This window comes from Streptomyces pseudovenezuelae (assembly GCF_029892565.1).
Classification (GTDB): domain Bacteria; phylum Actinomycetota; class Actinomycetes; order Streptomycetales; family Streptomycetaceae; genus Streptomyces; species Streptomyces pseudovenezuelae_A.
Genome location: NZ_JARXVH010000008.1, coordinates 391,719 through 413,729 on the forward strand (window position 1 = coordinate 391,719; position 22,011 = coordinate 413,729).

The following is a 22,011-nucleotide window of genomic DNA, read 5'->3' on the forward strand; positions in this document are numbered from 1 at the left end:
TTTGTAGGCAGTGGACAGACACTAGCCGCAGGTCGCGCCGCCCAGGATGTGGCAATACACACACGACGAAGTCCCTTCGTTGTGTGAACTCTCCTTGGCCGAAAGCCGCCCGGTAGGACAGGATCGGCTCTCATGGACCTGCTGAACACGCTGGTGGACAAGGGGCTTCGGCGCGAGCTGCCGACCCGCGAGGAGGCCCTTGCCGTCCTCGCCACTTCCGACGACGACGTGCTCGATGTGGTGGCCGCGGCCGGCAAGGTACGCCGGCACTGGTTCGGCCGTCGGGTGAAGCTCAACTACCTCGTCAACTTGAAGTCCGGACTGTGTCCGGAGGACTGCTCCTACTGTTCCCAGCGGCTCGGCTCCAAGGCCGACATCCTCAAGTACACCTGGATCAAGCCGGACGAGGCGTCGAAGGCGGCGGCGGCCGGTTTGGCGGGAGGTGCCAAGCGGGTCTGCCTGGTGGCGTCCGGGCGCGGGCCGACCGACCGTGACGTGGATCGGGTCTCGGACACGATCAAGGCGATCAAGGACCAGAACGAGGACGTCGAGGTGTGCGCCTGCCTCGGCCTGCTCTCCGACGGCCAGGCCGAACGGCTGCGGGCGGCGGGCGCGGACGCGTACAACCACAACCTCAACACGTCCGAGGGGACGTACGGGGACATCACGACCACGCACACGTACGCCGACCGCGTCGACACCGTGCAGAAGGCGCACGCGGCCGGTCTGTCCGCCTGCTCCGGTCTGATCGCGGGCATGGGCGAGACCGACGAGGACCTGGTCGACGTGGTCTTCTCGCTGCGCGCGCTTGACCCGGACTCGGTCCCGGTCAACTTCCTGATCCCGATGGAGGGCACCCCGCTCTCCCAGGAGTGGAACCTCACCCCGCAGCGCTGCCTCCGCATCCTGGCGATGGTCCGTTTCGTGTGCCCCGACGCCGAGGTCCGCATCGCGGGCGGCCGCGAGGTGCACCTGCGCACGATGCAGCCGTTGGCCCTGAACCTCGCCAACTCGATCTTCCTCGGCGACTACCTCACCAGCGAGGGCCAAGCCGGCCACGCCGACCTGGAGATGATCGCGGACGCCGGCTTCGAGGTGGAGGGCACCGACCAGGTGACGCTGCCGGAGCACCGGGCGACGGTCGGCGGGGGCTGCGGGTCGCACGAGAGCGCCGGATGCGGATCCCATGCGGGCGGCGGGTGCGGGTCGCACGAGGACGGCGGAGTCTGCGGTACGGCGACGCCCGAGTCGGCGTCTGCGTCTGCGTCTGCGTCTGCGTCTGCGTCTGCGTCTGCGTCTGCGCTGAGCGAACCCCGTACCGACCTCGTATCGGTCCGCCGCCGTGGTGCCGGAACGGACCTCGCGCCCAATGCCTGACCTGCCCGTCTCCGAACTGCTGGAGCTCGACCGGCGGCACGTCTGGCATCCCTACGGGCCGATGCCGGGCCGGCAGGAACCGCTCGTCGTGGAATCGGCGAGCGGGGTCAGGCTGAGGCTGCGCGGGGCGGACGGGAGCACGGACGACCTCGTGGACGGCATGTCGTCCTGGTGGTCGGCGATCCACGGCTACAACCACCCGGTGCTCAACGAGGCCGCCCGCGAGCAGCTCGGGCGGATGAGCCACGTGATGTTCGGCGGGCTGACGCACGAGCCCGCGGTGCGGCTCGTGAAGCACCTTGTCGACATGTCGCCCGATGGCCTGGAGCATGTCTTCCTCGCCGACTCCGGCTCGGTGTCGGTCGAGGTCGCGGTCAAGATGTGCCTGCAGTACTGGCGTTCACTGGGCCGCCCCGCGAAGCAACGCCTGCTGACCTGGCGCGGCGGCTATCACGGCGACACCTGGCAGCCGATGTCGGTGTGCGACCCCGAGGGCGGTATGCACGAACTCTGGTCCGGGGTGCTGCCCCGCCAGGTGTTCGTGGACGCGCCACCGGCCGAGTACGAGGAGTCGTACGCCGACCAGCTGCGCTCGGCGATCGAGCGCCACGCCGACGAACTGGCCGCGGTGATCGTCGAGCCGGTGGTGCAGGGCGCGGGCGGGATGCGGTTCCACGCCCCCGCGTATCTGCGGGTACTGCGCGAGGCGTGCGACGCGCATGACGTGCTCCTGGTGTTCGACGAGATCGCCACCGGTTTCGGGCGAACGGGCGCGCTCTTCGCGGCGGACCACGCGGCCGTGACGCCGGACGTGATGTGCGTGGGCAAGGCCCTGACCGGCGGCTACCTGACGATGGCGGCAACGCTGTGCACCGCGCGCGTTGCCGACGGCATCTCACGGGGCGAGGTCCCCGTCCTCGCCCACGGCCCGACCTTCATGGGCAACCCGCTCGCCGCGTCCGTCGCCTGCGCCTCGATCGAGCTGCTGCTCGCGCAGGACTGGCAGGCGGAGATCAAACGGATCGAGACGGGTCTACGGGACGGACTGGCACCGGCGCGTGAGCTGCCGGGCGTGCGGGATGTCCGGGTCCTGGGCGCCATCGGGGTGGTGCAGCTCGACCACGCCGTCGACATGAAGGCGGCCACGGAGGCGGCGGTACGCGAGGGCGTGTGGCTGCGGCCGTTCAGGGACCTGATCTACACGATGCCGCCGTATGTGACGGGTGACGCGGATCTTGCCCGGATCGCGGGTGCGGTGTGTGCGGCTGCGCGGGAGGGATGAGATGTCGGTACTGGTGATCACGGGAACGGGCACGGAGGTCGGCAAGACGGTCACGACGGCCGCGGTCGCCGCCGCGGCGCTCGCCACCGGTCGCTCGGTGGCCGTGCTGAAGGCCGCGCAGACGGGGGTACGGCCGGACGAGCCCGGGGACGCGGCAGAAGTCGCGCGGCTCGCGGGCGCCGTGACAACGGCCGAACTCGCCCGCTATCCCGACCCGTTGGCACCGGCGACGGCCGCGCGGCGGGCCGGGCGGGCGCCGGTGCGTCCGGCGGAGGTCGCCGAGGCCGCCGCCAAGCTGGCCACCGAGCACGATCTGGTGCTGGTGGAGGGTGCGGGCGGGCTGCTCGTCCGGTTCGACGCGGAGGGCGGCACGCTGGCGGATGCGGCGGGGCTTCTCGGGGCGCCGGTTCTGGTCGTGGCGTCGGCGGGCCTGGGCACGCTGAACACGACGGAACTGACGGCCCGTGAACTCCGTTCCCGCGACCTTGAGTTGGCGGGCGTGGTGATCGGCAGCTGGCCGAACTCACCTGATCTGGCGTCGCGTTGCAACGTGGCCGACTTGGCGGAGGTCTCCGGCGCGCCGCTGCTGGGTGCCGTGCCCGCCGGGGTGGGTGCGTTGTCGCCGACCGACTTCCGTACTGCTGCGCCGACTTGGCTGGCGGCGCGGTTGTCGGGGACGTGGGATGCGGAGGCGTTCGGGGTGCGGGAGGCGCCTTAGCGGTGCCTTGCAGTGCGCTTGCGGTGTCCTCGCAGCAGCGCCCGGAGAAGCCTCGCGACGGACCTATCCAGTGCCCTGCACGCCACCACCCCCACCCAACAACCGAACCAGGTCGATCCGCGACCGAATCCCCAACCGCGTGAAGACACCCCGCAGATGGTGGTCGATCGTGCGCGGGCTCAGGGCGAGGCAGGCAGCGATCTCGCGGTTGGTGGCGCCGTCGGCTGCCATGCGGGCGATCAGGAGTTGCTGGGCCGTGAGGCGAGTCGTGGGGTCGGCGGCGCCGCCGTGGGCGGGGGTCGCGGGGGCGCCGAGGGCGCGGAGTTCGGCGCGGGCCTGGGTCGCGCAGTGTGGGGCGCCGAAGGAGTCGAAGGCTTCCAGGGCGCTGTTCAGGCGGTCGCGGGCCTCGGTGCGGCGGCGCAGTCGGCGTAGCGCGCTGCCGAACAGCAGCTCTGTGCGGGCGCGTTCGAAGTCCCGGGTGCCGTGTGCGTGGAGGTCGAGGGCGGCACGGTAGTGCTCGACGGCCTCGGCGCCGGGGGCGAGCAGGGCGCGGCAACGGGCGCTCAGGGCAAGGTCGTCCGGACTGCGGACGGCGCTCGCCCACCGGTCGTAGTCGGCGTGGGCGGCCCGCGCCACACGCGTGTCGCCGGTACGGGCGGCGGCCTCGACGTAGTGCGGGGTGGCGAGGTGCCGGATGGCGCGGTGCCCGTGCCCGGGGCCGAACCCGGCGAGCGCGCGCAACCGCGCCGCGGCGCCGGCGAAGCGGCCGGCCGCGAGATCGAGGTAGGCGAGCGCCCACTGGGCCAGCGCGGCGGGCAGACCGAGGCCGTGGGTGAGGGCGTACGAGCGTGCGGCGGCGGCCCGTTCGCGGCAGGTGTCCTCGTCGCCGGTGAGGGCCGCGAACATGGCGAGGGCGGCCTGCAGATGGCAGGCGCCGTTGTCCTGCCCGGTGGCGTGGGCCTGGCGCAGGGCGTCCAGGGCGGTGGCCGCGCCGGCGTGCGGACGTCCGGTCCAGAAGTCGGCGTAGGCGCGGAACTCCAACGCCTGGGCGACGGTGGCGGTCGCACCCCGCGCCCGCGCCGAGGAGACGGCCCGTACGGTCGCCGTGGCGGCGAGGGTGTGGTCCCCGAGCATCAGCGCGGCGATCCCGGCGTGGACCAGGAGCGTGGGGTCACCGCCCGGCCCGCGGTGCCCGGCCGCCGTCCGCAACAGCTCCCGCGCGTCCTCGTACCGCCCCTCCACGGCAGCCGCGAGACCGCCGAGTGCTCCGGGCGGCCCGACACCCAGCCGCCCGGCGACCTGGACGGCCTCCCGGCAGCGCCGCAGATCTCCGGTGTAGACGGCGGCCTCGGCGGCCCGGGCGAGGAGGTGTACGGCGGAGTCGGGGCGGTCGGGCATCTCGACTCCCCGATCAGCACCACCGGGTTGGCCCGGCAGCGGTGCGGCGATACGCCGACACGACGACACCCTGTCGGCCTGACCCGGTGCGGGGGCCTCCGGTCCCCTTTCGGCCGGACGAAGAACGGACGCCGTGGCGGAACCGCCGCCGAGCGAGGCCGACGGTCTCCCGCCGATGCCGCCCAGGCCGGAACCTGTCGCGGTGGTGACTCCTTCGGCCGACGCCGCCTCTCCCCCGCCGGCGCTGGCCGCTGAACCGTTCCCTCTGATGCGTCCCTCACCCCCACCGCCCCGTTGGACCGCGGCCGCGACCAGCGCGTCGAACGCCTCCGTCGCGTTCCCCGCGCGTAACGCGAACAGGCCAGCCAAGGCGTCGTCCTCCGCTGCCGTGGCCGCGAGACGGCGTGCCCGGTCGCCGTCGCCCGCGTGCCAGGCGTCCGTGGCGGCGCGGGCGAGGAGGCGGGCGGTCTCGGTCCGGTCGGGGCAGAGGGTGGCGGCGCGTTCCATCAGGGCGCGGGCCAGGGTCAGTTGGCCGGCGGTGCGGGCCTGGTCCGCGGCGGCGCGCAGTTCCGAGGTGAGCCGGCCGCTCGGGCCGAGGGCGCCCGCGCCGCGGTGCCAGGAGCGGCGGGGCGTCTCGCCGTCGGCGCGCAGGACGCGTGCCAACAGGCGGTGGACGTCGCGTCGGTCCGCCGGGGACCCGGTCTCGTACGCGGCGATCCTGGTCCAGGCGTCGCGGAAGACGACACCGCCCGCCCCGGCGTGCGCGATGCCCGCGGCCTCGGCCCATTCCAGGGGGCGGGTGTCCAGGCGGGCGGCGGCGGTCGCGCGGAGGAAGGCGTGGGTGGCCAGGGGGTACTGGTCGGCCGCGGCCAGCAGCAGGAGCAGGCGGGTGTCGTCCGGGAGGGCGCGGATCTCCGCGCGGTGGGCGTGCAGGAGGGCCGGGGCCAGCTCCGCGGGGTCCGTGGGGAGCGGGTCGTGGCCGGACGTCTGCCGCTCCGTCAGTCGCGGTACCGCCTCGGCGGCGGCGCGCGGATCGCCGTAGACGGCGTGCAGCATCCGTACCCGGACGCCTTCGGGGAGCATCGGAGCCAGTTGGCGCCACGCGTCCGTGGGGGGAGGCGGTGGCGAAGTGCGGTCGAGCGGCGGGGGGTTCACCGGATACACCACACAACTGACGTTACTGGCGAGTTAATTGACCCGTAAAGACCGGCGATTTCACCGATGCGGCGCGCGTAGACCCGCGCTGACACTCCTGACGATCCCCATCCGTTTCAGGAGGCCCCATGCAGCGCCACAAGCGTCGTATCGCCACCGCCCTTTCGGGAGTTGTCGCCACGCTCCTGCTGTCTCTCTCCCTGGCCGCCACACCCGCTCAGGCGGCCACCCACAACCCGGTCGTGTTCGTGCACGGTCTGAGCGGTTCGGCCAGCGGCTGGGACGACTGGGTCGCCGACTTCGAGGCCGACGGCTACTCCTCCTCCGAGCTGTTCGCGTGGTCGTACGACTGGGGACAGTCCAACGCCACCAGCGCGCAGCAGCTGGCCACCGAGATCAAGAGCGTGCTGGCGCGGACCGGTGCGTCCAAGGTGGACCTCGTCGCCCACTCGATGGGTGTGCTCAGCACCCGCTACTACCTCAAGAACCTGGGCGGGACGGCGTACGTGGACGACTTCGTCTCGGTCGCCGGTACGAACCACGGGACGTCCATCGCCTCGTTGTGCGCCTGGCTGTACACGTCCTGCAAGGAGATGCAGACCGGCAGCGCGTACGTGACCGCGCTGAACTCCGGAGACGAGACGCCGGGCAGTGTCTCGTACGCGAGCTACTGGTCCGACTGCGACTCCGCCGTCGTCCCGAACAGCTCGGCCCTGCTGAGCGGCGCGACCAACGTCGACGTCGGGTGCATCTCGCACACCGACACCAACAACGACCACGGCGTCTACACCCAGGTCCGGGACTTCATCGCCTGACCCGCCGAAAGGGTGCGCGGGGCTGTTCCGGGGGACAATCGCGGTAAGGCGTCCGGTGAGGGAGGTCCTCATGCCGCAAGGGTCCACCGGTTCCGCGAAGGTCACGCGGGGCCCCGTGCACCATCCGCTGTTCGCCCGCTACTACGCCAAGGTCAGCGTCGGCGCCGAGACCCGGATGGGCATGGGCGGGATACGCGACCGGCTGCTCGCCGGACTGTCCGGCCGGGTCATCGAGATCGGCGCGGGCAACGGGCTCAACTTCGCGCACTATCCGAGTACGGTCGCGGAGGTCGTCGCCCTCGAACCGGAGGCCCTGCTGCGGCAGTTGGCGGTCGAGGCCGCCCTGCGCGCGGAGGTGCCGGTCGATGTCGTACCGGGCGCGGCGGAGGCGCTGCCGGTCAAGTCCGAGGCCTTCGACGCGGTGGTGCTGTGTCTGGTGCTGTGCAGCGTCCGGGATGTGCGGCGCGCCCTCGGCGAGGTGCGGCGGGTGCTGCGGCCGGGCGGTGTCGTGCGGTTCTTCGAGCACGGCAGGGGCGGCGGCCCCGCGATGACCGTCACCCAGCGCGCCCTGGACCGCACCCTGTGGCCACCCCTGAACGGCGGCTGCCATCTGGCCCGCGAGCCGATCGCCGCACTCCGGGACGCAGGCTTCGAACTCGGCCCCTACCGGCGGCTGTTGATGCCGGAGAAGGGACCGCGCCTGCCCACCTCGTACTGCGTGCTGGGCACGGCCTGGCGATCACCGGAGGTCACGGAGCCGACCGGATCGGCCGCACCCACAGGGCCCACCGCCGGCGAGTGATCACAGCGTCCACTGACGCAGCTCCTCCGCGATCTCGTGCACCGTCGCCTCACCGTTCTTGACCAGCCGGGCCAGATCGCGGACCTGTTCGGGCGAGGTGGCGACCTTGAGGCCGCTGGCGACCAGGTAGGCGTATGCCACGGCGGAGGCGAAGAGGGCGTTGGAGCGCTCCAACGCAGGGACGTGGATGAGGAGTTGGAGCAGCGCGGCGGCACGCGCGGGCGGGGTGTCGTAGACGGGAACGTCGAAGATCTCGGCCTCGTGGCGTGCCACGGCGGCGACCAGGGCACCCCAGTCGGTGACCTGGGGGTCCCCCGGTGTCTTCTGTTCGGCGAGCATGAGGAGCCAGGCAAGATCGATTCTGAGACTGCTCAACGGCTCAGCGGCGACCTTCGCGCGGCGGTTCCTTCTCCGTGCCGAACTCCTCGGCGAAGACGGACTCGTACTGCTTCATGAAGTCGGCGGCGGCGTCCACGAAGGTGTGGCCGACCTCTCCGGTGTCCTGTCTGACCAGCTCTTCGATGTAGCGGTTGACGCTCATGCCGCGGGCCAGGGCGCGTTCACGGGCGGCGCGGGCGGTGCCCTCGTCCACTCTCACGTTCAGCTGGGTCTTCGCCATACCCATGACGCTAGCGCCGAACAGCTAGCACCGGCAAGGGGTACGCCAGTACGAAATCCGGGACGAAAGGGTCCACCGTCGGGTGGAGCGTGCCCCTTACATCCGTATCAGGGACCCGACCTGCGGTGGAGACCGCCCGGGACTTCCGGGGGATTCCGCGTGTGCTCTGGATCACACTAGGCTCGGCGAGGACGAGCGAGTCGCGGTGCCCACGAGCGAGGAGACGGCTTTGTCCACACCTGCTGCGCAGTACGTCCCCGGCCATGCGTCGGCGGGCGGGATCGCGGCCCGCGCCCGCGGTCTGACCAAAGCGTACGGCTCGGGCGAGACGACGGTGCTCGCCCTCGACTCGGTGGACGTGGACATCGCGCGGGGCCGTTTCACCGCCGTCATGGGGCCCTCGGGCTCCGGGAAGTCCACGCTGATGCACTGTCTGGCGGGGCTCGACAACGTGTCGGCCGGTCAGGTGTGGCTCGGCGACACGGAGATCACGGGGCTGCGCGAGAAGGAGCTGACCCGGCTGCGGCGCGACCGGATCGGGTTCATGTTCCAGTCGTTCAACCTGATCCCGACCCTCAACGCGCTTGAGAACATCACCCTGCCCATGGACATCGCGGGCAAGAAGCCCGACGAGAAGTGGCTGGACCAGGTCATCGACACCCTGGGGCTGCGGGACCGGCTCAAGCACCGGCCCTCCCAGCTCTCCGGCGGCCAGCAGCAGCGCGTGGCCTGTGCGCGGGCACTGGCCTCCCGGCCCGAGCTGATCTTCGCCGACGAGCCGACCGGCAACCTCGACTCGCGCGCCGGTCTTGAGGTGCTCGGCTTCCTGCGCGAGGCCGTCGACCAGTTGGGGCAGACCGTCGTCATGGTCACCCACGACCCGGGCGCCGCCGCCCACTCCGACCTGGTGCTCTTCCTCGCGGACGGACGGATCGTGGACGAGATGGAGCGGCCGACGGCGGAAGCGGTGCTGGAGCGCATGAAGCGCTTCGACTCCCTGCGCGGCCCGTCGGACGGGGACGGATCCGCCGCCTCCGCCGACGTGAACCTCGACAAGGACTGAACCGGTGCTCAAGGCGACCCTCCGCAGCTTCCTCGCCCACAAGGGGCGGCTGCTGCTCTCCGCGCTGGCGATCGTCCTGTCCGTGGCGTTCGTCGCGGGCAGCCTGATCTTCTCGGACACGGTCACCCGCACCTTCGACCGGCTGTTCGCCTCCACCTCCGCCGATGTGACGGTGGAGGCCAAGGACGACCTCTCGTCGCAGGTGCCGACGGGGGCCGCGCAGACCGTGCCGGCCGCGCTCGTGGACCGGGTGGCGAAGGTGGCCGGTGTCGCGTCGGCGCACGCGGACGTGGGCGTCGAGAACATCACGGTCGTCGACAGCAAGAACAAGTCGGTCGGCCCGACCACCGGCGCACCCACCATCGCCTCCGACTGGTTCCTCACCGACCGCAGCCCCGTGAAGCTGACCTCGGGCCATGCCCCGCGGGGCGGCGGCGAGGCACTCCTGGACGCCGACACCGCCGACAAGAAGGACGTGAAGATCGGCGACACCCTGACCGTGCTCGCCCAGCCGGGCACCTTCAAGGTCGAGATCGTCGGCATCGCCACCTTCACCACCACCAACCCGGGCGCGGCCCTGGTCTTCCTCGACCCGAAGACCGCGGCGAACCAGCTACTCGGCTCCGCGGACAAGGCCACCGGCATCTCGGCCAACGCGGCGAAGGGCGTCAGCGACACCGTGCTCAAGCAGCGGGTCGCCGCCGTGGTGGGCACCGGCAGCTACGAGGTCAGGACGGCCGACGAGCAGGCCAAGTCGGCCGCCGCGGACCTCGGCGGGTTCCTCGACGTCATCAAGTACGTGATGCTCGGCTTCGCCGGCATCGCCGTCCTGGTCGGCGTCTTCCTGATCGTCAACACCTTCTCCATGCTGATCGCCCAACGCACCCGCGAACTCGGCCTGTTGCGCGCCCTGGGCGCCGACCGCCGCCAGGTACGCCGGTCCGTGCTCACCGAGGCGATCCTGCTCGGCCTGGTCGGCTCGACCCTGGGCCTGGCGGCCGGCATCGGGCTCGCGGCCGGACTGATCAAGCTCATGAGCGCGTTCGGCATGAACCTCAAGACCACCGAGATGGTGGTGGGTTGGGGTACACCCGTCGCGGCCTACGCCGTCGGCGTGGGCGTCACCTTCGTGGCGGCCTACCTCCCCGCGCGGCGCGCCGCCGGGGTCTCGCCGATGGCCGCGCTCGCGGACGCGGAGATCGCCGAGATCGGGCGTCCGCTGCGGACCCGGGCGATCGTCGGTTCCGTCCTGGGCGTGGCCGGCGCCGCCGCACTGGTCGGCTGCGCGACCGCCACGAAGACCGCCTCGTCGGCCTCCTTCCTGGGGCTGGGCGTCGTCCTGACACTGCTCGCGACCGTGGTCGCGGGCCCGCTCCTGGTGCGCCCGGTGATCCGGGTCCTCGGCGCGGCCTTCCCGGCGCTCTTCGGCTCGATCGGCCGGATGAGCCAGCGCAACGCCCTGCGCAATCCACGCCGTACCGGCGCCACCGCGGCCGCCCTGATGGTCGGCCTCGCCCTGGTCGGCGACATGTCCGTGGCGAGCGCCTCCATGTCGAAGTCCTTCGACGAGCAGATCGACAAGACCCTGGGCGCCGACTTCGTGATCCAGAACGCCAACTTCGTGCCGTTCTCCAAAGAGGTCACCGACAAGGTGCGCGCCACCGAGGGCGTAGGGCTCGTCGTACGCCAGCGGTTCGCGCCGCTCGCGGTACGGCTGCCGGACGGCAAGCGGATCGAGACGACCGCCTCCGGCTACGACGACGGCGCGGACGAGGTCGCACACGTGACGTACGCGCAGGGCGACACCCAGGCGGCGCTGGCGCCCGGCGCCATCGGCATGGACGTCGACTTCGCGAAGGACCACCAGGTCAGGCTGGGCGACACGATCCCGGTGGAGTTCCCGGCCGGTCAGAAGACGGAACTGAAGGTCACCGCCCTCACCGACCAGGCCTCCGCCGACGGCTTCGGCATGCAGGGCGGGCTGTTCTTCGGGATCGCGACCGTGGAGAAGTACGTCCCCGGCGGCCAGGACTCCTCGCTCTACGTCAACGCGGCCTCCGGCACCGCGCCCGACCAGCTGCGCAAGCGTCTGGACACGACGCTCGACCCGTATCCCCAGGTCCAGGTCCGCGACCTGGCCGACTACAAGAAGCTCGTGCACGACCAGATCGCGGTCCTGCTCTACCTCGTGTACGCGCTGCTCGGGCTCGCGATCGTCATCGCGGTGCTCGGCGTCGTCAACACCCTTGCCCTGTCGGTCGTGGAGCGCACCCGGGAGATCGGTCTGCTGCGGGCCATCGGCCTCGCCCGGCGCCAACTGCGCCGGATGATCCGGCTGGAGTCGGTGGTGATCGCGGTCTTCGGCGCGGTCCTGGGCCTCGCGCTGGGCCTGGTGTGGGGCGTCTGCACCCAGCAGGTACTGGCGCTGCAGGGCATGGACGCGCTGGCCGTCCCGTGGGCCACGATCGTCGAAGTGGTGGTCGGTTCGGCGGTGGTGGGCGTGGTCGCGGCACTGCTGCCCGCGCTGCGAGCGTCACGCATGAACGTACTGGCGGCGATCGCGCACGAATGACGGAACGGAAGTGATGGAATCGCGGCGGGTACTCAAGTCCCTTCTCGGTGAGGAGAGTTCATGCCGCGTCCATCGCGTCCGTTCCGTTTCGGAGCGAGTCTGCTGCTGCCCGGTCCGGCCGCCGAGTGGCGCGCGAGATGCCGTCGCGCCGAGGAGCTCGGGTACGACGTCATCCTGGTCCCCGACCACCTCGGCATGGTCGCTCCGTTCCCGGCCCTCGTCGCGGCGGCCGGCGCGACCGAGCGGCCGCGGCTGGGCACCTTCGTGCTCAACGCGGGTTTCTGGAACCCGGTGTTGCTCGCCCGCGAGGTAGCGACGACGGCCGCGTTGACGGACGGGCGCCTCGAACTCGGGCTCGGCACCGGCTACGTACAGTCGGAGCACGAGGCGGCCGGCCTGCCGTACGGCTCGCCGGGCGAGCGGGTGGCCCATCTGCGGCGCACGGTCGAGGAGTTGACCCGCACGCTCGACGCGGACGAGTCCACCCACGTCCCGCTGATGATCGGCGGCAACGGCGAACGGATGCTCCAACTCGCCGCCGAGCACGCCGACATCGCGGCCTTCGCGGGGGCGCGGCTGGTGCCGGGCAGCACGACGGGGCAGCTTGCGCCGGTCGCGGCGGCGGAACTCGCCGGGCGGGTGGCGCGCTATCTGGAGCTGACGGAAGGGCGCGCGGAGAAGGCCGAGTTGAATCTCCTCGTCCAGATGGTGATCGTCACCGAGGACCGTGAGGCGGCCGTCCGACCGCTCCTGGAGCGGGTACCGGGGCTGACGCCGGAGCAGGCCCTGGAGCTGCCGATCCTCCTCGTGGGCACCGTGGACGAGATCACCGCGCAGGTGCTGGCGCAGCGGGAGCGGTACGGGTTCTCGTATCTGACGGTCCTGGAGCCGTACATGGAGGCGTTCGCACCGGTCGTGGCGGCGCTGGCGGGGCGGTGAACGGCCGGCGGTGACTGCCGTCCGCATGCTGGAATTCCGTGTTCACAGGCGTTCGGAATGATGGGATCGCCGTATGACCGATCTGCGGATACGGGCCGCCGGGCCCGACGACCTCGACGCCGTTCTCGCCTTCTGGAAGGGCGCCGCCGAGGGCACGAGCATCAGTGACGACCGGGACGGTGTGGAGCGGCTGGTGGCCCGCGATCCCGAGGCGCTGATCCTGGCCGAGCTGGACGGTGAGCTGGTCGGCACGGTGATCGCCGGATTCGACGGGTGGCGCTGCCATCTGTACCGGCTGGCGGTGCACCCGGAGCGGCGCCGCCGGGGTATCGGCTCGGCGCTGCTGACCGCGGCCGAGGAGCGGTTCGTACGGCTCGGCGGGCGGCGCGGGGACGCTATGGTGCTGACCCGCAACGAAACCGGCCGGCACGCGTGGCGTGCGGCGGGATACGCGCCCCAGGAGCAGTGGCGGCGCTGGGTGAAGCCGCTGGCAGGCTGATCTGCTTCCCGGCCGACTCTCCCCATGCCCTCGACCAGCTTTCCGATCTACTTTGCTCGTCCTTTACTATTGGTGGACTGTTCCGTCCTCCGTGCGAGCATGCGAGGACGACCCGTACTTTCATGAAAGGTGTGAGCGTCCGCCCATGGGCGAGCCTCCCAGTAGTACCCACCGTGCACGACGGCGCGCGGTCCGACCCGCCCTGTCCGATCATGGGACGGAGGTGACCCGATGACCGAAGTGCTCCTCCTGCTGGTGGCGATCCTGCTGTCGCTCGCCTGTGGTGCCTTCGTCGCCGCCGAGTTCTCGCTGACCACGGTCGAGCGGGGCGAGCTGGAGCGGGCGGTGGAACGCGGCGAGCGCGGCGCGGCCGGCGCCCTCAAGGCCGTACGGAACCTCACCTTCCAGCTCTCCGGCGCGCAGCTCGGCATCACGGTCACCAACCTGGTCGTCGGCATGCTCTCCGAGCCGTCGATCGCCAAGCTGATCGCGGGCCCGCTGGAGTCGCTCGGCATCCCGGACTCCGCGGCGAGCACCGTGGCGCTGGTGCTCGGCACCGCGCTGTCGACGGTCTTCCTGATGGTCGTCGGCGAGCTGGTGCCCAAGAACTGGGCGATCTCCTCGCCGCTGACGGTGGCCAAGGGGGTGGGCAACGCGCAGCGCTGGTTCAGCGCGGCCTTCCGCCCCTTCATCTCCCACCTCAACACCATGGCGAACCGCGTGGTGCGCCTCTTCGGCGTGGAGCCCACCGAGGAGCTGGCCGCGGCCCGCGGCCCGCAGGAGCTGGCCGCGCTGGCCCGGCACTCCGCCAAGGAGGGCGCCCTGGAGCCGGACACCGCCGAGCTGTTCGTCCGCACTCTGAACCTCGCCGACCTCACCGCGGAGAACGTGATGACCCCGCGGGTCCAGGTGATCGCCCTCGACGTCCAGGCGACCTGCGAGGACGTGGCGAACGCGACCCGGGCGACCGGCCTGTCCCGGTTCCCCGTCTACCGCGGCAACCTCGACTCCGTGGTCGGTACCGCGCACATCAAGGACGTCCTGGCGACCCCGGCGGACCGCCGCCGGTACGTGCCGGTCGCCGAGATCATGCGCGAGCCGCTGCTCGTCCCGGAGTCCCTCACCGTCGACCGCCTGCTGGACCGGTTGTCCGGCAGACGGACCATGGCCGTCGTGATCGACGAGTACGGCGGCACCGCGGGCGTGGCCACGCTGGAGGACATCGTCGAGGAGGTCGTCGGCGAGGTACGCGACGAGCACGACCCGCACGAGACGCCCGACCTGGCCCTCGCGGGCAGCGACGACGACGGCCGCGCCCTCTACTCCGCCGACGGCTCGGCCCGCGTCGACCAGCTCGCGCGCGTCGGCCTCAAGGCGCCCGAGGGGCCGTACGAGACCCTCGCCGGCCTCGTCGCGACGGAACTCGGCCGCATCCCGGAGACGGGCGACTCCGTCGAGGTCACCGGCTGGCGGCTGGACATCGTGGACGCGTCGGGCCGCAGGGCCGCGCGCGTGCTGATGCACGCGCCGTTCGACGGCATGGCGGGGGCGTCCGGAACTGCCGGCGCCGCAGGGGCTTCCGGGACTGCCGGCACCGCCAAGACCAAGGCCATGGACGACCAGGACGAGCAGGACGAGCAGGGGGACGCCCGATGATCGCCGTACAACTGTTGATCGGTTTCGCGACCCTCGTCGTCAACGCCTTCTTCGTCGGCGCCGAGTTCGCGCTGATCTCCGTACGACGTTCGCAGATCGAGCCGTACGCCGAAGAGGGCGACCGGCGGGCCAAGAGCGTGCTGTGGGGTCTTGAGCACGTGTCGGCGCTGCTGGCCGCCGCCCAGCTCGGCATCACCCTGTGCACGCTGGTCCTCGGTATCGTCGCGGAACCGGCGATCGCGCATCTGCTGGAGCCGGTGTTCCACGCGCTGGGCGTGCCCACGAGCGCGGGGCACGCGGTGTCCTTCGTGATCGCGCTGGCCCTGGCGACGTATCTGCACATGCTGCTCGGCGAGATGGTGCCGAAGAACATCGCGCTCGCGGAGCCGGTGCGCAGCGCGCTGCTGCTCGGGCCGCCGCTGATCGCCCTGGCCCGGGCGCTGCGACCGGTGATCTTCACGATCAACGCCTTCGCGAACACCCTGCTGCGACTGCTGCGCGTGGAGACGAAGGACGAGGTCGCGGCGACCTTCTCGGACGCCGAGCTGGCCCGGATCGTGCGGGACTCGGGCGAGGCGGGCCTGATCGACGACCGCGCGCAGGAGCGGCTGCGCGACGCACTCGAACTGGGCCGCCGCCCGGTCCGTGACGTCGCCCTCCCGCTGGAAGGCGTCGTCTACGCGCGCGTGGGTGTCACCCCCGAGGAGCTGGAGCAGCTCTCGGCGCAGTCCGGCTTCTCCCGTTTCCCGGTCGTGGACGAGTCCCGCCGGATCGTCGGCTACCTGCACGTCAAGGACGCGCTGGACGCCTCGCCCCGCGAGGTGCCGTTCCGCGTCCAGGACATGCGGCCCATCGCACGCGTGCGGGCGACCACGCCCATGGACGACGTGCTGACCGCGATGCGGGGCAGCCGTACGCACCTGGCGGCGGTGCGCGGCGACGACGGCCGGCTGGAGGGTCTGGTGACCATGGAGGACGTACTGCAGGAGCTGTTCGGGCAGCGGGCATGAGGATCGGGAGGGTAGCGGCCGCCTCCCCGGAGGCCGACAGACCGGCGGGTATGCCGTCGGGTTACCATCTGCTTCGCTATGCAGACGAACTCCACACACAGCAACCCCGCGCAGGCCGGCCCGGCGCTCACCAGCCTGGTCGCGCTGGGTGACTCGTTCACCGAGGGCATGTCGGACCTCCTGCCGGACGGCTCGTACCGCGGGTGGGCAGATCTCCTCGCCGGCCGGATGGCCGCCCACGCGCCCGGATTCCGCTACGCCAACCTCGCGGTGCGCGGCAAGCTGATCGGGCAGATCGTCGACGAGCAGGTCGACGTGGCGGTGGCCATGCGGCCCGACGTGATCACGCTGGTCGGCGGGCTCAACGACACCCTCCGGCCGAAGGTCGACATGGGCCGGGTGCGGGATCTGCTGACCGAGGCCGTGGAGCGGCTGGCCCCGTCCTGCGAGCGGCTGGTGCTGATGCGCAGCCCGGGTCGCCAAGGTCCCGTCCTGGAGCGGTTCCGGCCGCGCATGGAGGAGCTGTTCACCATCGTCGAGGGGCTCGCCGAACGGCACGGCGCCCTGCTCGTCGACCTGTACGGCGCCCCTTCGCTCGCCGACCCGCGCCTGTGGGACGTGGACCGGCTGCACCTGACGGCCGAGGGCCACCGCCGGGTCGCCGAGGCGGTGTGGCAGGCGCTCGGCTACGACCCCGAGGACACCGAGTGGCGTACGCCGATGGCGGCCACCGTGCCGCCCGCGTGGGTCGCGCGACGCGTCGCGGACGCACGGTTCGCCCGGCAGCACCTGCTGCCGTGGATCGGCCGCCGCCTGACGGGCCGCTCCTCCGGGGACGGCCGGACAGGCGCCCATTCTAGCGCTGAGCTGGGCAAAGCCTTCTGGGTCACCCCTGCGGACCACACAAACCCTGGCCCTGTGACGGACTGGCAACAGGTAGAGCCCTAACCCAGAGCCTCGCCGGATGCCATGCACCGATCGAACGCGGAGCCTCACCCGCACGACACCTGCAACCGACAGACCGACGTCACGCCGCGAGCCGTACAGCATCCTGAGCGAGGACCTGCGTCCTGTCGACCTCAACGACCGGCCGCCTGTAACTCACGGCGAGCCCGGAACGTGTGATGAACCCCACCACTTCACATCGCAGCACACCCAAGGCCGGCACAACCGCCACCTCCAGCGCAGCAGCCAACGCGGGTAGCTCGGCAGCGAGTTCCCACGAAGTCGACACGAAAGAGAACACAGCCAGCTCGGGAAGATCCGCCAGCCGGAAGCCGATTCGGATTTCCGGCATCGGTCCGCAACCTGCCCGGGCTGCCGCCGTGCGGTCAGCCAGGTGCGTCGGACAACCACACAGCGATCCACGTGCGCCCACCGGCTCCAAGAACCGGGTTCCGTCGCAGACATGGAAAGCCTCACCAGGTCCGCGGAAGATTTCAAGTCCAGTGAGACGGTCTTGGCGCTATGAGGTTTGTGGTGCGGGTTCGCAGCGCTTGGCCGGGTCGTTGATCCAGGCGGGGCAGCACCAACCGGATCACCGACATGGTGAAGGCCGTCCTCGTCCTTCACCACGCGTCAACGTGAGGTTGGAAAACGCTCAATGGCCAGACGCCTGTCCGGGAAACACTGGGCCCCTCACGAGCGAACGGCGGTGCTTTTCAGCTTTGTCCACGTACTCCGCGGTGTTGTTCAGCCACGGGAACGGCGTGACGGGCGAGTCCACTCCGAAGAATTCACAGAGCGGCGCCCAGCCTTGACTCACCTCGTACACCAGCAGCCTGTCTGCGGGGACTTCGCGCTGCACCTCGGCGTTGTGCCGATTGAACACCGCCGTGAGGTGCACTTCGTCCCGGCGGTTGTCGAAGACATGGTCGAACATTGCCAGCGCCAACCGGCGCAGCCCGGCGAGGACGGGATCAGCCGATTTATCGAGGAGGTCCTGCCGAAGGACGGTGTCGCTCATGCTCCGGTACCACGTTTGCGCATCACGAATACTGAGGATGACCTTCGCTTCCGGATATTCCCGGATCAGCTCTCGCCAGAAAAAACAACCGGGTGCGTCCGCTGTCGCCTGGTAACCGGCGAATATCGCATGCGGATCGATCGGCCCGCCCTCGTAGACCTGTACCCAGTGTTCGATATGATCGGGTTTCTTTATCATTTCCTTCGTGTGATAGCAGGGACCGAGGCCCAGTTGGTTCAATGCTTCGTACAGGGTTACCGTTCCCGTTCTGGGGAAACCGACACCGATTATCTTCATCGTTTAATTCCCTTTTTAGCAGAGGGTGGCCAGATCATCGACGAGCACGTCATACCCGGGATCGGCCAGAATGCGCCTGGACATGTCGGCCGCTCGGTACCGGAAGGTCCGGTCCGCCAGCACCCGACCGCATGCCTCGGCCAGTACTCGGGGGGATGCGTCGGCCGGGTCCACATGTATTCCAAGACCCAGTTCTTCGACCCGGTGCGAGTTGGCAGGCTGGTCGCCGAACATCGGCAGGTTCACCATCGGTGTGCCGGCGATCATCGCCAACTGCACGCTGCCGAAACCGCCGTGCGACAGGAACAGCTCGGCAGTGCCAAGCAGCAGAGAAAGCGGGACGAATGGCACCAGCCGGACATTGGCCGGGCGCGGTCCCTGCCAATCGGATTCCGCCGCGATGATCGCCGTACAGGGCAGTTCGCCAAGCGCGGTGACCATCGCCGTGAGCAACTGCCGAGATTCCGGCACGACAACAGGTGCGACCGTGCCGAGCCCGGCGAGCACCAGCGGTCGGTCGTCGGGCAGGTCAGCGAGCGCGCGGTCGAGGGCGGCGGTGACCGCATCCGGACGGTAGGAACGCGCCGGGGAAATCGGCAAGGACTCCGGATACCACTCGCGGGGGATGATGCCGGCGAGCGGGCCACGGATCGGGTGCCATACATCGTCGACCGGGTCCAAACCCAACGCTACCCGCTGACCGTTCACCAGATCGTGCACGAACGGGAGGTTCAGTGCCGAGAAGGGCGAGATGTCAAGCACGGCGCGAGGCAACCCCAGCCTCTCCGCGGCCAGGTAGCCGCCGAACTCGTTACACTCCCGCACGATCAGGTCCGGCCGCCACGCCTGCGAGGCCGTTATCACCTCTCGTGCGAAGATCCCAGCCAACGCTCCGGCTCTTGCCTGCGTCAACCGTCCCGGTTGTGCCCTGGCCCGTGCCTGTTCTTCGGGGCTTTCCTCCCGCGCGTCCGGCATCCCGGGGCTGCCGGCGAACTCGGGATCGGCGAGCAGCTCTTCCAATGTCTGGACGTGCGGCAGCGGCAGGTGCTCGACGCCGGCACGGACGAGTGCGTCAGCCATCGCCGGCGCGGTCGCCACGGCGACCGCGTGACCGGCCCGCTGTAGCGCCATCGCCACCGGCACCACCACCGGCATCATGTGTGAGTAATAGGGTAAACAGGTCAGTATCACGCGCATCCGACACCCTCCTCCTGTCGCCGCCTCACGGACACGGTCTCCGTACCCGGATCGGCGAGCGCATCCGTCTCGGCCCTCCGACGTCGATCGCGACCAAGGCGATGGCCTCCACGGGGTGGACATTGGCCGGCAAGTCCGAAACCCGACTCGGCAGGTAGCCGTACCTCGCGCGTGCCCGTCAGCAGCCGATCCCGGTACTCGTGTTCCCGGGGCTGCGCCGGGCAGTGGCGCGCGCGACGCGCGGAACGTGGCGGGCGTACGTTCGAAGGCCAGTTCCTGCGGAAGGTTGCGGTGTGGATGAATCCGGTCCCGGAGGTCTACCGCTACCGTTCTCCGGGGCGTAGCAACCGAATCCGTGGTCGAGTTCGACGTACTGCGGGGTCTCGTCCGCGGCTGTCACGTCCGGATCACTGACACCTGACCCCCGGTGTTCACTTGGGGTGAATACGCACACTGCGGTAAGGCTGCCGGCAATGCCGTTTCCTCGAAAGGAAGCGGTGGTTGCGTGCCTGAAAAGACTGCTGTCAGACATTGGTCAGTACGTCCTGTTCATCGAACTAGGGCGGATCTTCACCTGCCGCTTTTTGAGCCTAAAGACTGGAGCGCGCGCATGCAAGTACGCCTCTGGGATGGATGGTTTGCCCCCGATACAAATGAATTATGGTGATCAACGGTCTTCTATTCTCCCGTGATAGAGGCGGTCCCATTGGCGCGGCCCACCCACGACGCTGGACATCTCGGCGGACTGCGCATACCGCGCTTACGGAGCCATCGGCGCAGGTGGTCATGACCACTGCTGGCGACATAACCCTTGCCGGCCTGCGGTTTGCCGGGTCGGCGTCGGCGCGGACCGCGGCGTGCACGGACCGACGGTGTCCCGTGCGCGAGCGGTTGTGCCTCCAGCACCAAGAGGTGCGGCCCGACCTCGGCCCTGGCCTTGAACCACTTGTTGAAGCGGCGGCGGGCCGGTTGCCCGGGGCCCGAATGACGGGGCGACGGCCTCCAGGTACAAACCAGAATTGACCACCACCACCGGCTCGAAAAGCTCCCACGGCTCATACGGCGCCAAACGCTCCACGACGCCCGCAACCGCAGGCTGCCGAACCAACCAAGCGGAATGTTCTCCTGGTTGACGGGGCAATGATCGTCTGTAAGGTGACGCTACTCGACCGATCATGCCGGGAAGTCTTCCGCCCCCACGAGAGGGGAATCCCCCGTGCCAGAGACCGTTCCAGAGCGCAGGGCCATACCGAAGGAGCGCTCGCAGACCTGTCCCTTCGATCCGCCGGCGACGCTGCGCGAATTACGGACGCAAGACCCCGTCTGTCCGGTCGCGATGGCGGACGGCAGCAGCGGATGGCTGCTCACCCGTCACGAGGACGTACACGCGGTACTGGGCGACCACCGGCGGTTCAGCTCACGCGGCGAGCTGCGCAACTCGGCCCTCGACGGCCAGGTGACCGCCGCCAGACCGGCGAGGCCCGGCGAGATCAATTCCGTCGATCCGCCGGAACACACCCGGCTGAGGCGCAAGCTCGCCGGCAAGTTCACCACGAGTCGTATGGCGCAGCTGTCCGAGCGCATTGCCGGGATCGTCGATGACGCTCTGGACACAATGGAACTCCTGGGCCCGCCGGTCGATCTGGTGGAGGCGTTCGCGTCTCCCATTCCCTCGTTGGTCATCTGCGAGCTACTGGGTGTCGATTACGCGGAGCGGGCGGAGTTCCAGGAGCGGACCAAGGCAATGCTGACCCTGGGCGCCAGCGCTGATCAGTTCATGGCGGCGGTCGAGGAGATGACCGGCTACGTCACGAAGCTAGTGGTGGCCAAGCGTGCCCGGCCCACGGACGACGTGCTCAGCAATCTCGCCGCCGACGAGGAACTGACCACGGAGGAGGTCTCCCGGATGGGCCTGGCTCTGTTGGCGGCAGGCCACGAGACCACTGCCCACATGCTTGCTCTGGGAACCTTCGCGCTGCTGCGCAACCCCGACCAGCTCGCGGCCCTACGCGCCGACCCCGACCTGGTCAACGGCGCGGTCGAGGAACTCCTGCGCTATCTGACCATCGCACAGTACGGTGCGGAACGGTCGGCCACCGAGGACGTCGAGGTGGGTGGTCGGCTGATCAGGAGGGGTGACGTCGTCGTGCCCGCGCTGATGGCCGCCAACCGCGACCCAGAACGCTTCGGCGATCCCGACGTATTGGACGTCACCCGCCAGGCCGCCGGCCATGTGGCCTTCGGATTCGGCATCCACCAGTGCCTGGGCCAACAACTCGCCCGGGTCGAGCTGCGGATCGGGTACAAGGCGCTGTTCCAACGCTTTCCCACACTGCGGCTCGCCGTCCCGCCGGAGGACGTGCCACTGCGCACGGACTCCATCACCTACGGCCTTGCCAGGCTCCCTGTGACATGGGACGCGGTCGGCCTCTGACGCTCAAGTGCCGGACGCGGGCGGTCAGTGAGCTGTTTCAGAGTGGCCACTGATCGGGTGACGCTGGAGGTGTGCGCAACGCACGAGGCTCCCGTGCCGTTGGGGGAGGTGTTCGAAGTCTCAACCCACAGGCACAGGAGCCAATGCCGCGAAGTTAGAGAGGAAGCTGCCCACGTCAAGTGGGTTGGCGATACTGACGGTTGAGCCGTACG

Annotated in this window: 19 protein-coding genes and 1 pseudogene; 13 read left to right on the forward strand and 7 right to left on the reverse strand. The window is 70.2% G+C overall.

The genetic code is table 11. From position 1 onward, the window contains the following. Window positions 1-132: 132 nt before the first annotated feature. Genes bioB through bioD form a run of 3 tightly spaced genes read left to right on the forward strand, consistent with a single transcriptional unit; the run spans window position 133 to window position 3,377 of the window. Window positions 133-1,377, forward strand: a complete 1,245-nt coding sequence (gene bioB / locus M2283_RS27440) for a biotin synthase BioB (RefSeq protein ID WP_280879055.1) — start codon at window positions 133-135, stop codon at window positions 1,375-1,377. Continuing rightward, window positions 1,370-2,659 (forward strand): adenosylmethionine--8-amino-7-oxononanoate transaminase, encoded by a 1,290-nt coding sequence (locus tag M2283_RS27445; protein WP_280879056.1) that lies wholly within the window; start codon window positions 1,370-1,372, stop codon window positions 2,657-2,659. Before bioB ends, M2283_RS27445 begins: the two co-directional genes overlap by 8 nt. 1 nt (window position 2,660) lies before the next feature. Continuing rightward, window positions 2,661-3,377 (forward strand): dethiobiotin synthase, encoded by a 717-nt coding sequence (gene bioD, locus M2283_RS27450; protein WP_280879058.1) that lies wholly within the window; start codon window positions 2,661-2,663, stop codon window positions 3,375-3,377. A gap of 63 nt (window positions 3,378-3,440) precedes the next feature. On the opposite strand, the gene M2283_RS27455 is transcribed toward bioD, so the two are convergent. Beyond that, window positions 3,441-5,858 carry a helix-turn-helix transcriptional regulator gene (locus M2283_RS27455; protein WP_280879059.1) on the reverse strand — a complete coding sequence of 806 codons (2,418 nt, stop codon included), beginning with the start codon at window positions 5,856-5,858 and terminating at the stop codon, window positions 3,441-3,443. Between the two features lie 200 nt (window positions 5,859-6,058). Here M2283_RS27455 and M2283_RS27460 point away from each other — a divergent pair, with 200 nt between their 5' ends. Together M2283_RS27460 and M2283_RS27465 are read left to right on the forward strand one after the other, a co-directional pair. After that, window positions 6,059-6,745: an esterase/lipase family protein gene (locus M2283_RS27460; protein ID WP_280879060.1), complete on the forward strand. Its 687-nt coding sequence runs from the start codon at window positions 6,059-6,061 to the stop codon at window positions 6,743-6,745. A 70-nt stretch (window positions 6,746-6,815) separates the two neighbouring features. Beyond that, window positions 6,816-7,547, forward strand: coding sequence for a class I SAM-dependent methyltransferase (locus M2283_RS27465; RefSeq protein WP_280879061.1), 732 nt, complete (start codon window positions 6,816-6,818; stop codon window positions 7,545-7,547). Here M2283_RS27465 and M2283_RS27470 read toward each other — a convergent pair whose 3' ends face one another. Further along, on the reverse strand, window positions 7,548-7,922 hold the full coding sequence (locus M2283_RS27470) for a fic family toxin-antitoxin system, toxin component (protein ID WP_280879062.1): 375 nt from the start codon (window positions 7,920-7,922) through the stop codon (window positions 7,548-7,550). A 4-nt stretch (window positions 7,923-7,926) separates the two neighbouring features. After that, entirely contained in the window at window positions 7,927-8,166 is a 240-nt protein-coding gene (locus M2283_RS27475) for a toxin-antitoxin system HicB family antitoxin (RefSeq protein ID WP_280879063.1), read from the reverse strand. Window positions 8,167-8,395: 229 nt separating this feature from the next. Here M2283_RS27475 and M2283_RS27480 point away from each other — a divergent pair, with 229 nt between their 5' ends. From M2283_RS27480 to M2283_RS27510, 7 genes are all read left to right on the forward strand, one after another. After that, window positions 8,396-9,229, forward strand: a complete 834-nt coding sequence (locus tag M2283_RS27480) for an ABC transporter ATP-binding protein (protein WP_280879064.1) — start codon at window positions 8,396-8,398, stop codon at window positions 9,227-9,229. A 4-nt stretch (window positions 9,230-9,233) separates the two neighbouring features. Continuing rightward, window positions 9,234-11,801 carry an ABC transporter permease gene (locus tag M2283_RS27485; protein WP_280879065.1) on the forward strand — a complete coding sequence of 856 codons (2,568 nt, stop codon included), beginning with the start codon at window positions 9,234-9,236 and terminating at the stop codon, window positions 11,799-11,801. 60 nt (window positions 11,802-11,861) lie between these two features. After that, window positions 11,862-12,740: an LLM class F420-dependent oxidoreductase gene (locus tag M2283_RS27490; protein WP_280879066.1), complete on the forward strand. Its 879-nt coding sequence runs from the start codon at window positions 11,862-11,864 to the stop codon at window positions 12,738-12,740. Window positions 12,741-12,813: 73 nt separating this feature from the next. After that, window positions 12,814-13,239 (forward strand): GNAT family N-acetyltransferase, encoded by a 426-nt coding sequence (locus M2283_RS27495; protein ID WP_280879067.1) that lies wholly within the window; start codon window positions 12,814-12,816, stop codon window positions 13,237-13,239. A 231-nt stretch (window positions 13,240-13,470) separates the two neighbouring features. Then, window positions 13,471-14,895, forward strand: coding sequence for a hemolysin family protein (locus tag M2283_RS27500; protein WP_280879068.1), 1,425 nt, complete (start codon window positions 13,471-13,473; stop codon window positions 14,893-14,895). Next, window positions 14,892-15,905: a hemolysin family protein gene (locus tag M2283_RS27505; RefSeq protein WP_280879069.1), complete on the forward strand. Its 1,014-nt coding sequence runs from the start codon at window positions 14,892-14,894 to the stop codon at window positions 15,903-15,905. Before M2283_RS27500 ends, M2283_RS27505 begins: the two co-directional genes overlap by 4 nt. Window positions 15,906-15,983: 78 nt before the next feature. Next, entirely contained in the window at window positions 15,984-16,853 is an 870-nt protein-coding gene (locus tag M2283_RS27510) for an SGNH/GDSL hydrolase family protein (protein WP_280879070.1), read from the forward strand. Window positions 16,854-16,932: 79 nt separating this feature from the next. On the opposite strand, the gene M2283_RS27515 is transcribed toward M2283_RS27510, so the two are convergent. The 4 genes and pseudogenes from M2283_RS27515 to M2283_RS51975 all read right to left on the reverse strand — a co-directional run. Next, window positions 16,933-17,202, reverse strand: coding sequence for a hypothetical protein (locus M2283_RS27515; protein ID WP_280879071.1), 270 nt, complete (start codon window positions 17,200-17,202; stop codon window positions 16,933-16,935). A 303-nt stretch (window positions 17,203-17,505) separates the two neighbouring features. Continuing rightward, complete coding sequence (locus M2283_RS27520; protein WP_280879072.1) at window positions 17,506-18,168, reverse strand: sulfotransferase family protein; 663 nt, start codon at window positions 18,166-18,168, stop codon at window positions 17,506-17,508. Window positions 18,169-18,183: 15 nt separating this feature from the next. Further along, the gene (locus tag M2283_RS27525; protein ID WP_280879073.1) at window positions 18,184-19,365 is read right to left on the reverse strand and encodes a glycosyltransferase; all 1,182 of its coding nucleotides are present in this window, start codon (window positions 19,363-19,365) and stop codon (window positions 18,184-18,186) included. A 750-nt stretch (window positions 19,366-20,115) separates the two neighbouring features. Next, window positions 20,116-20,256 (reverse strand): annotated as a pseudogene (locus tag M2283_RS51975) (IS5/IS1182 family transposase); the annotation flags it as partial. A 325-nt stretch (window positions 20,257-20,581) separates the two neighbouring features. Here M2283_RS51975 and M2283_RS27530 point away from each other — a divergent pair. After that, on the forward strand, window positions 20,582-21,799 hold the full coding sequence (locus M2283_RS27530) for a cytochrome P450 (protein WP_280879074.1): 1,218 nt from the start codon (window positions 20,582-20,584) through the stop codon (window positions 21,797-21,799). Window positions 21,800-22,011: the final 212 nt, after the last annotated feature.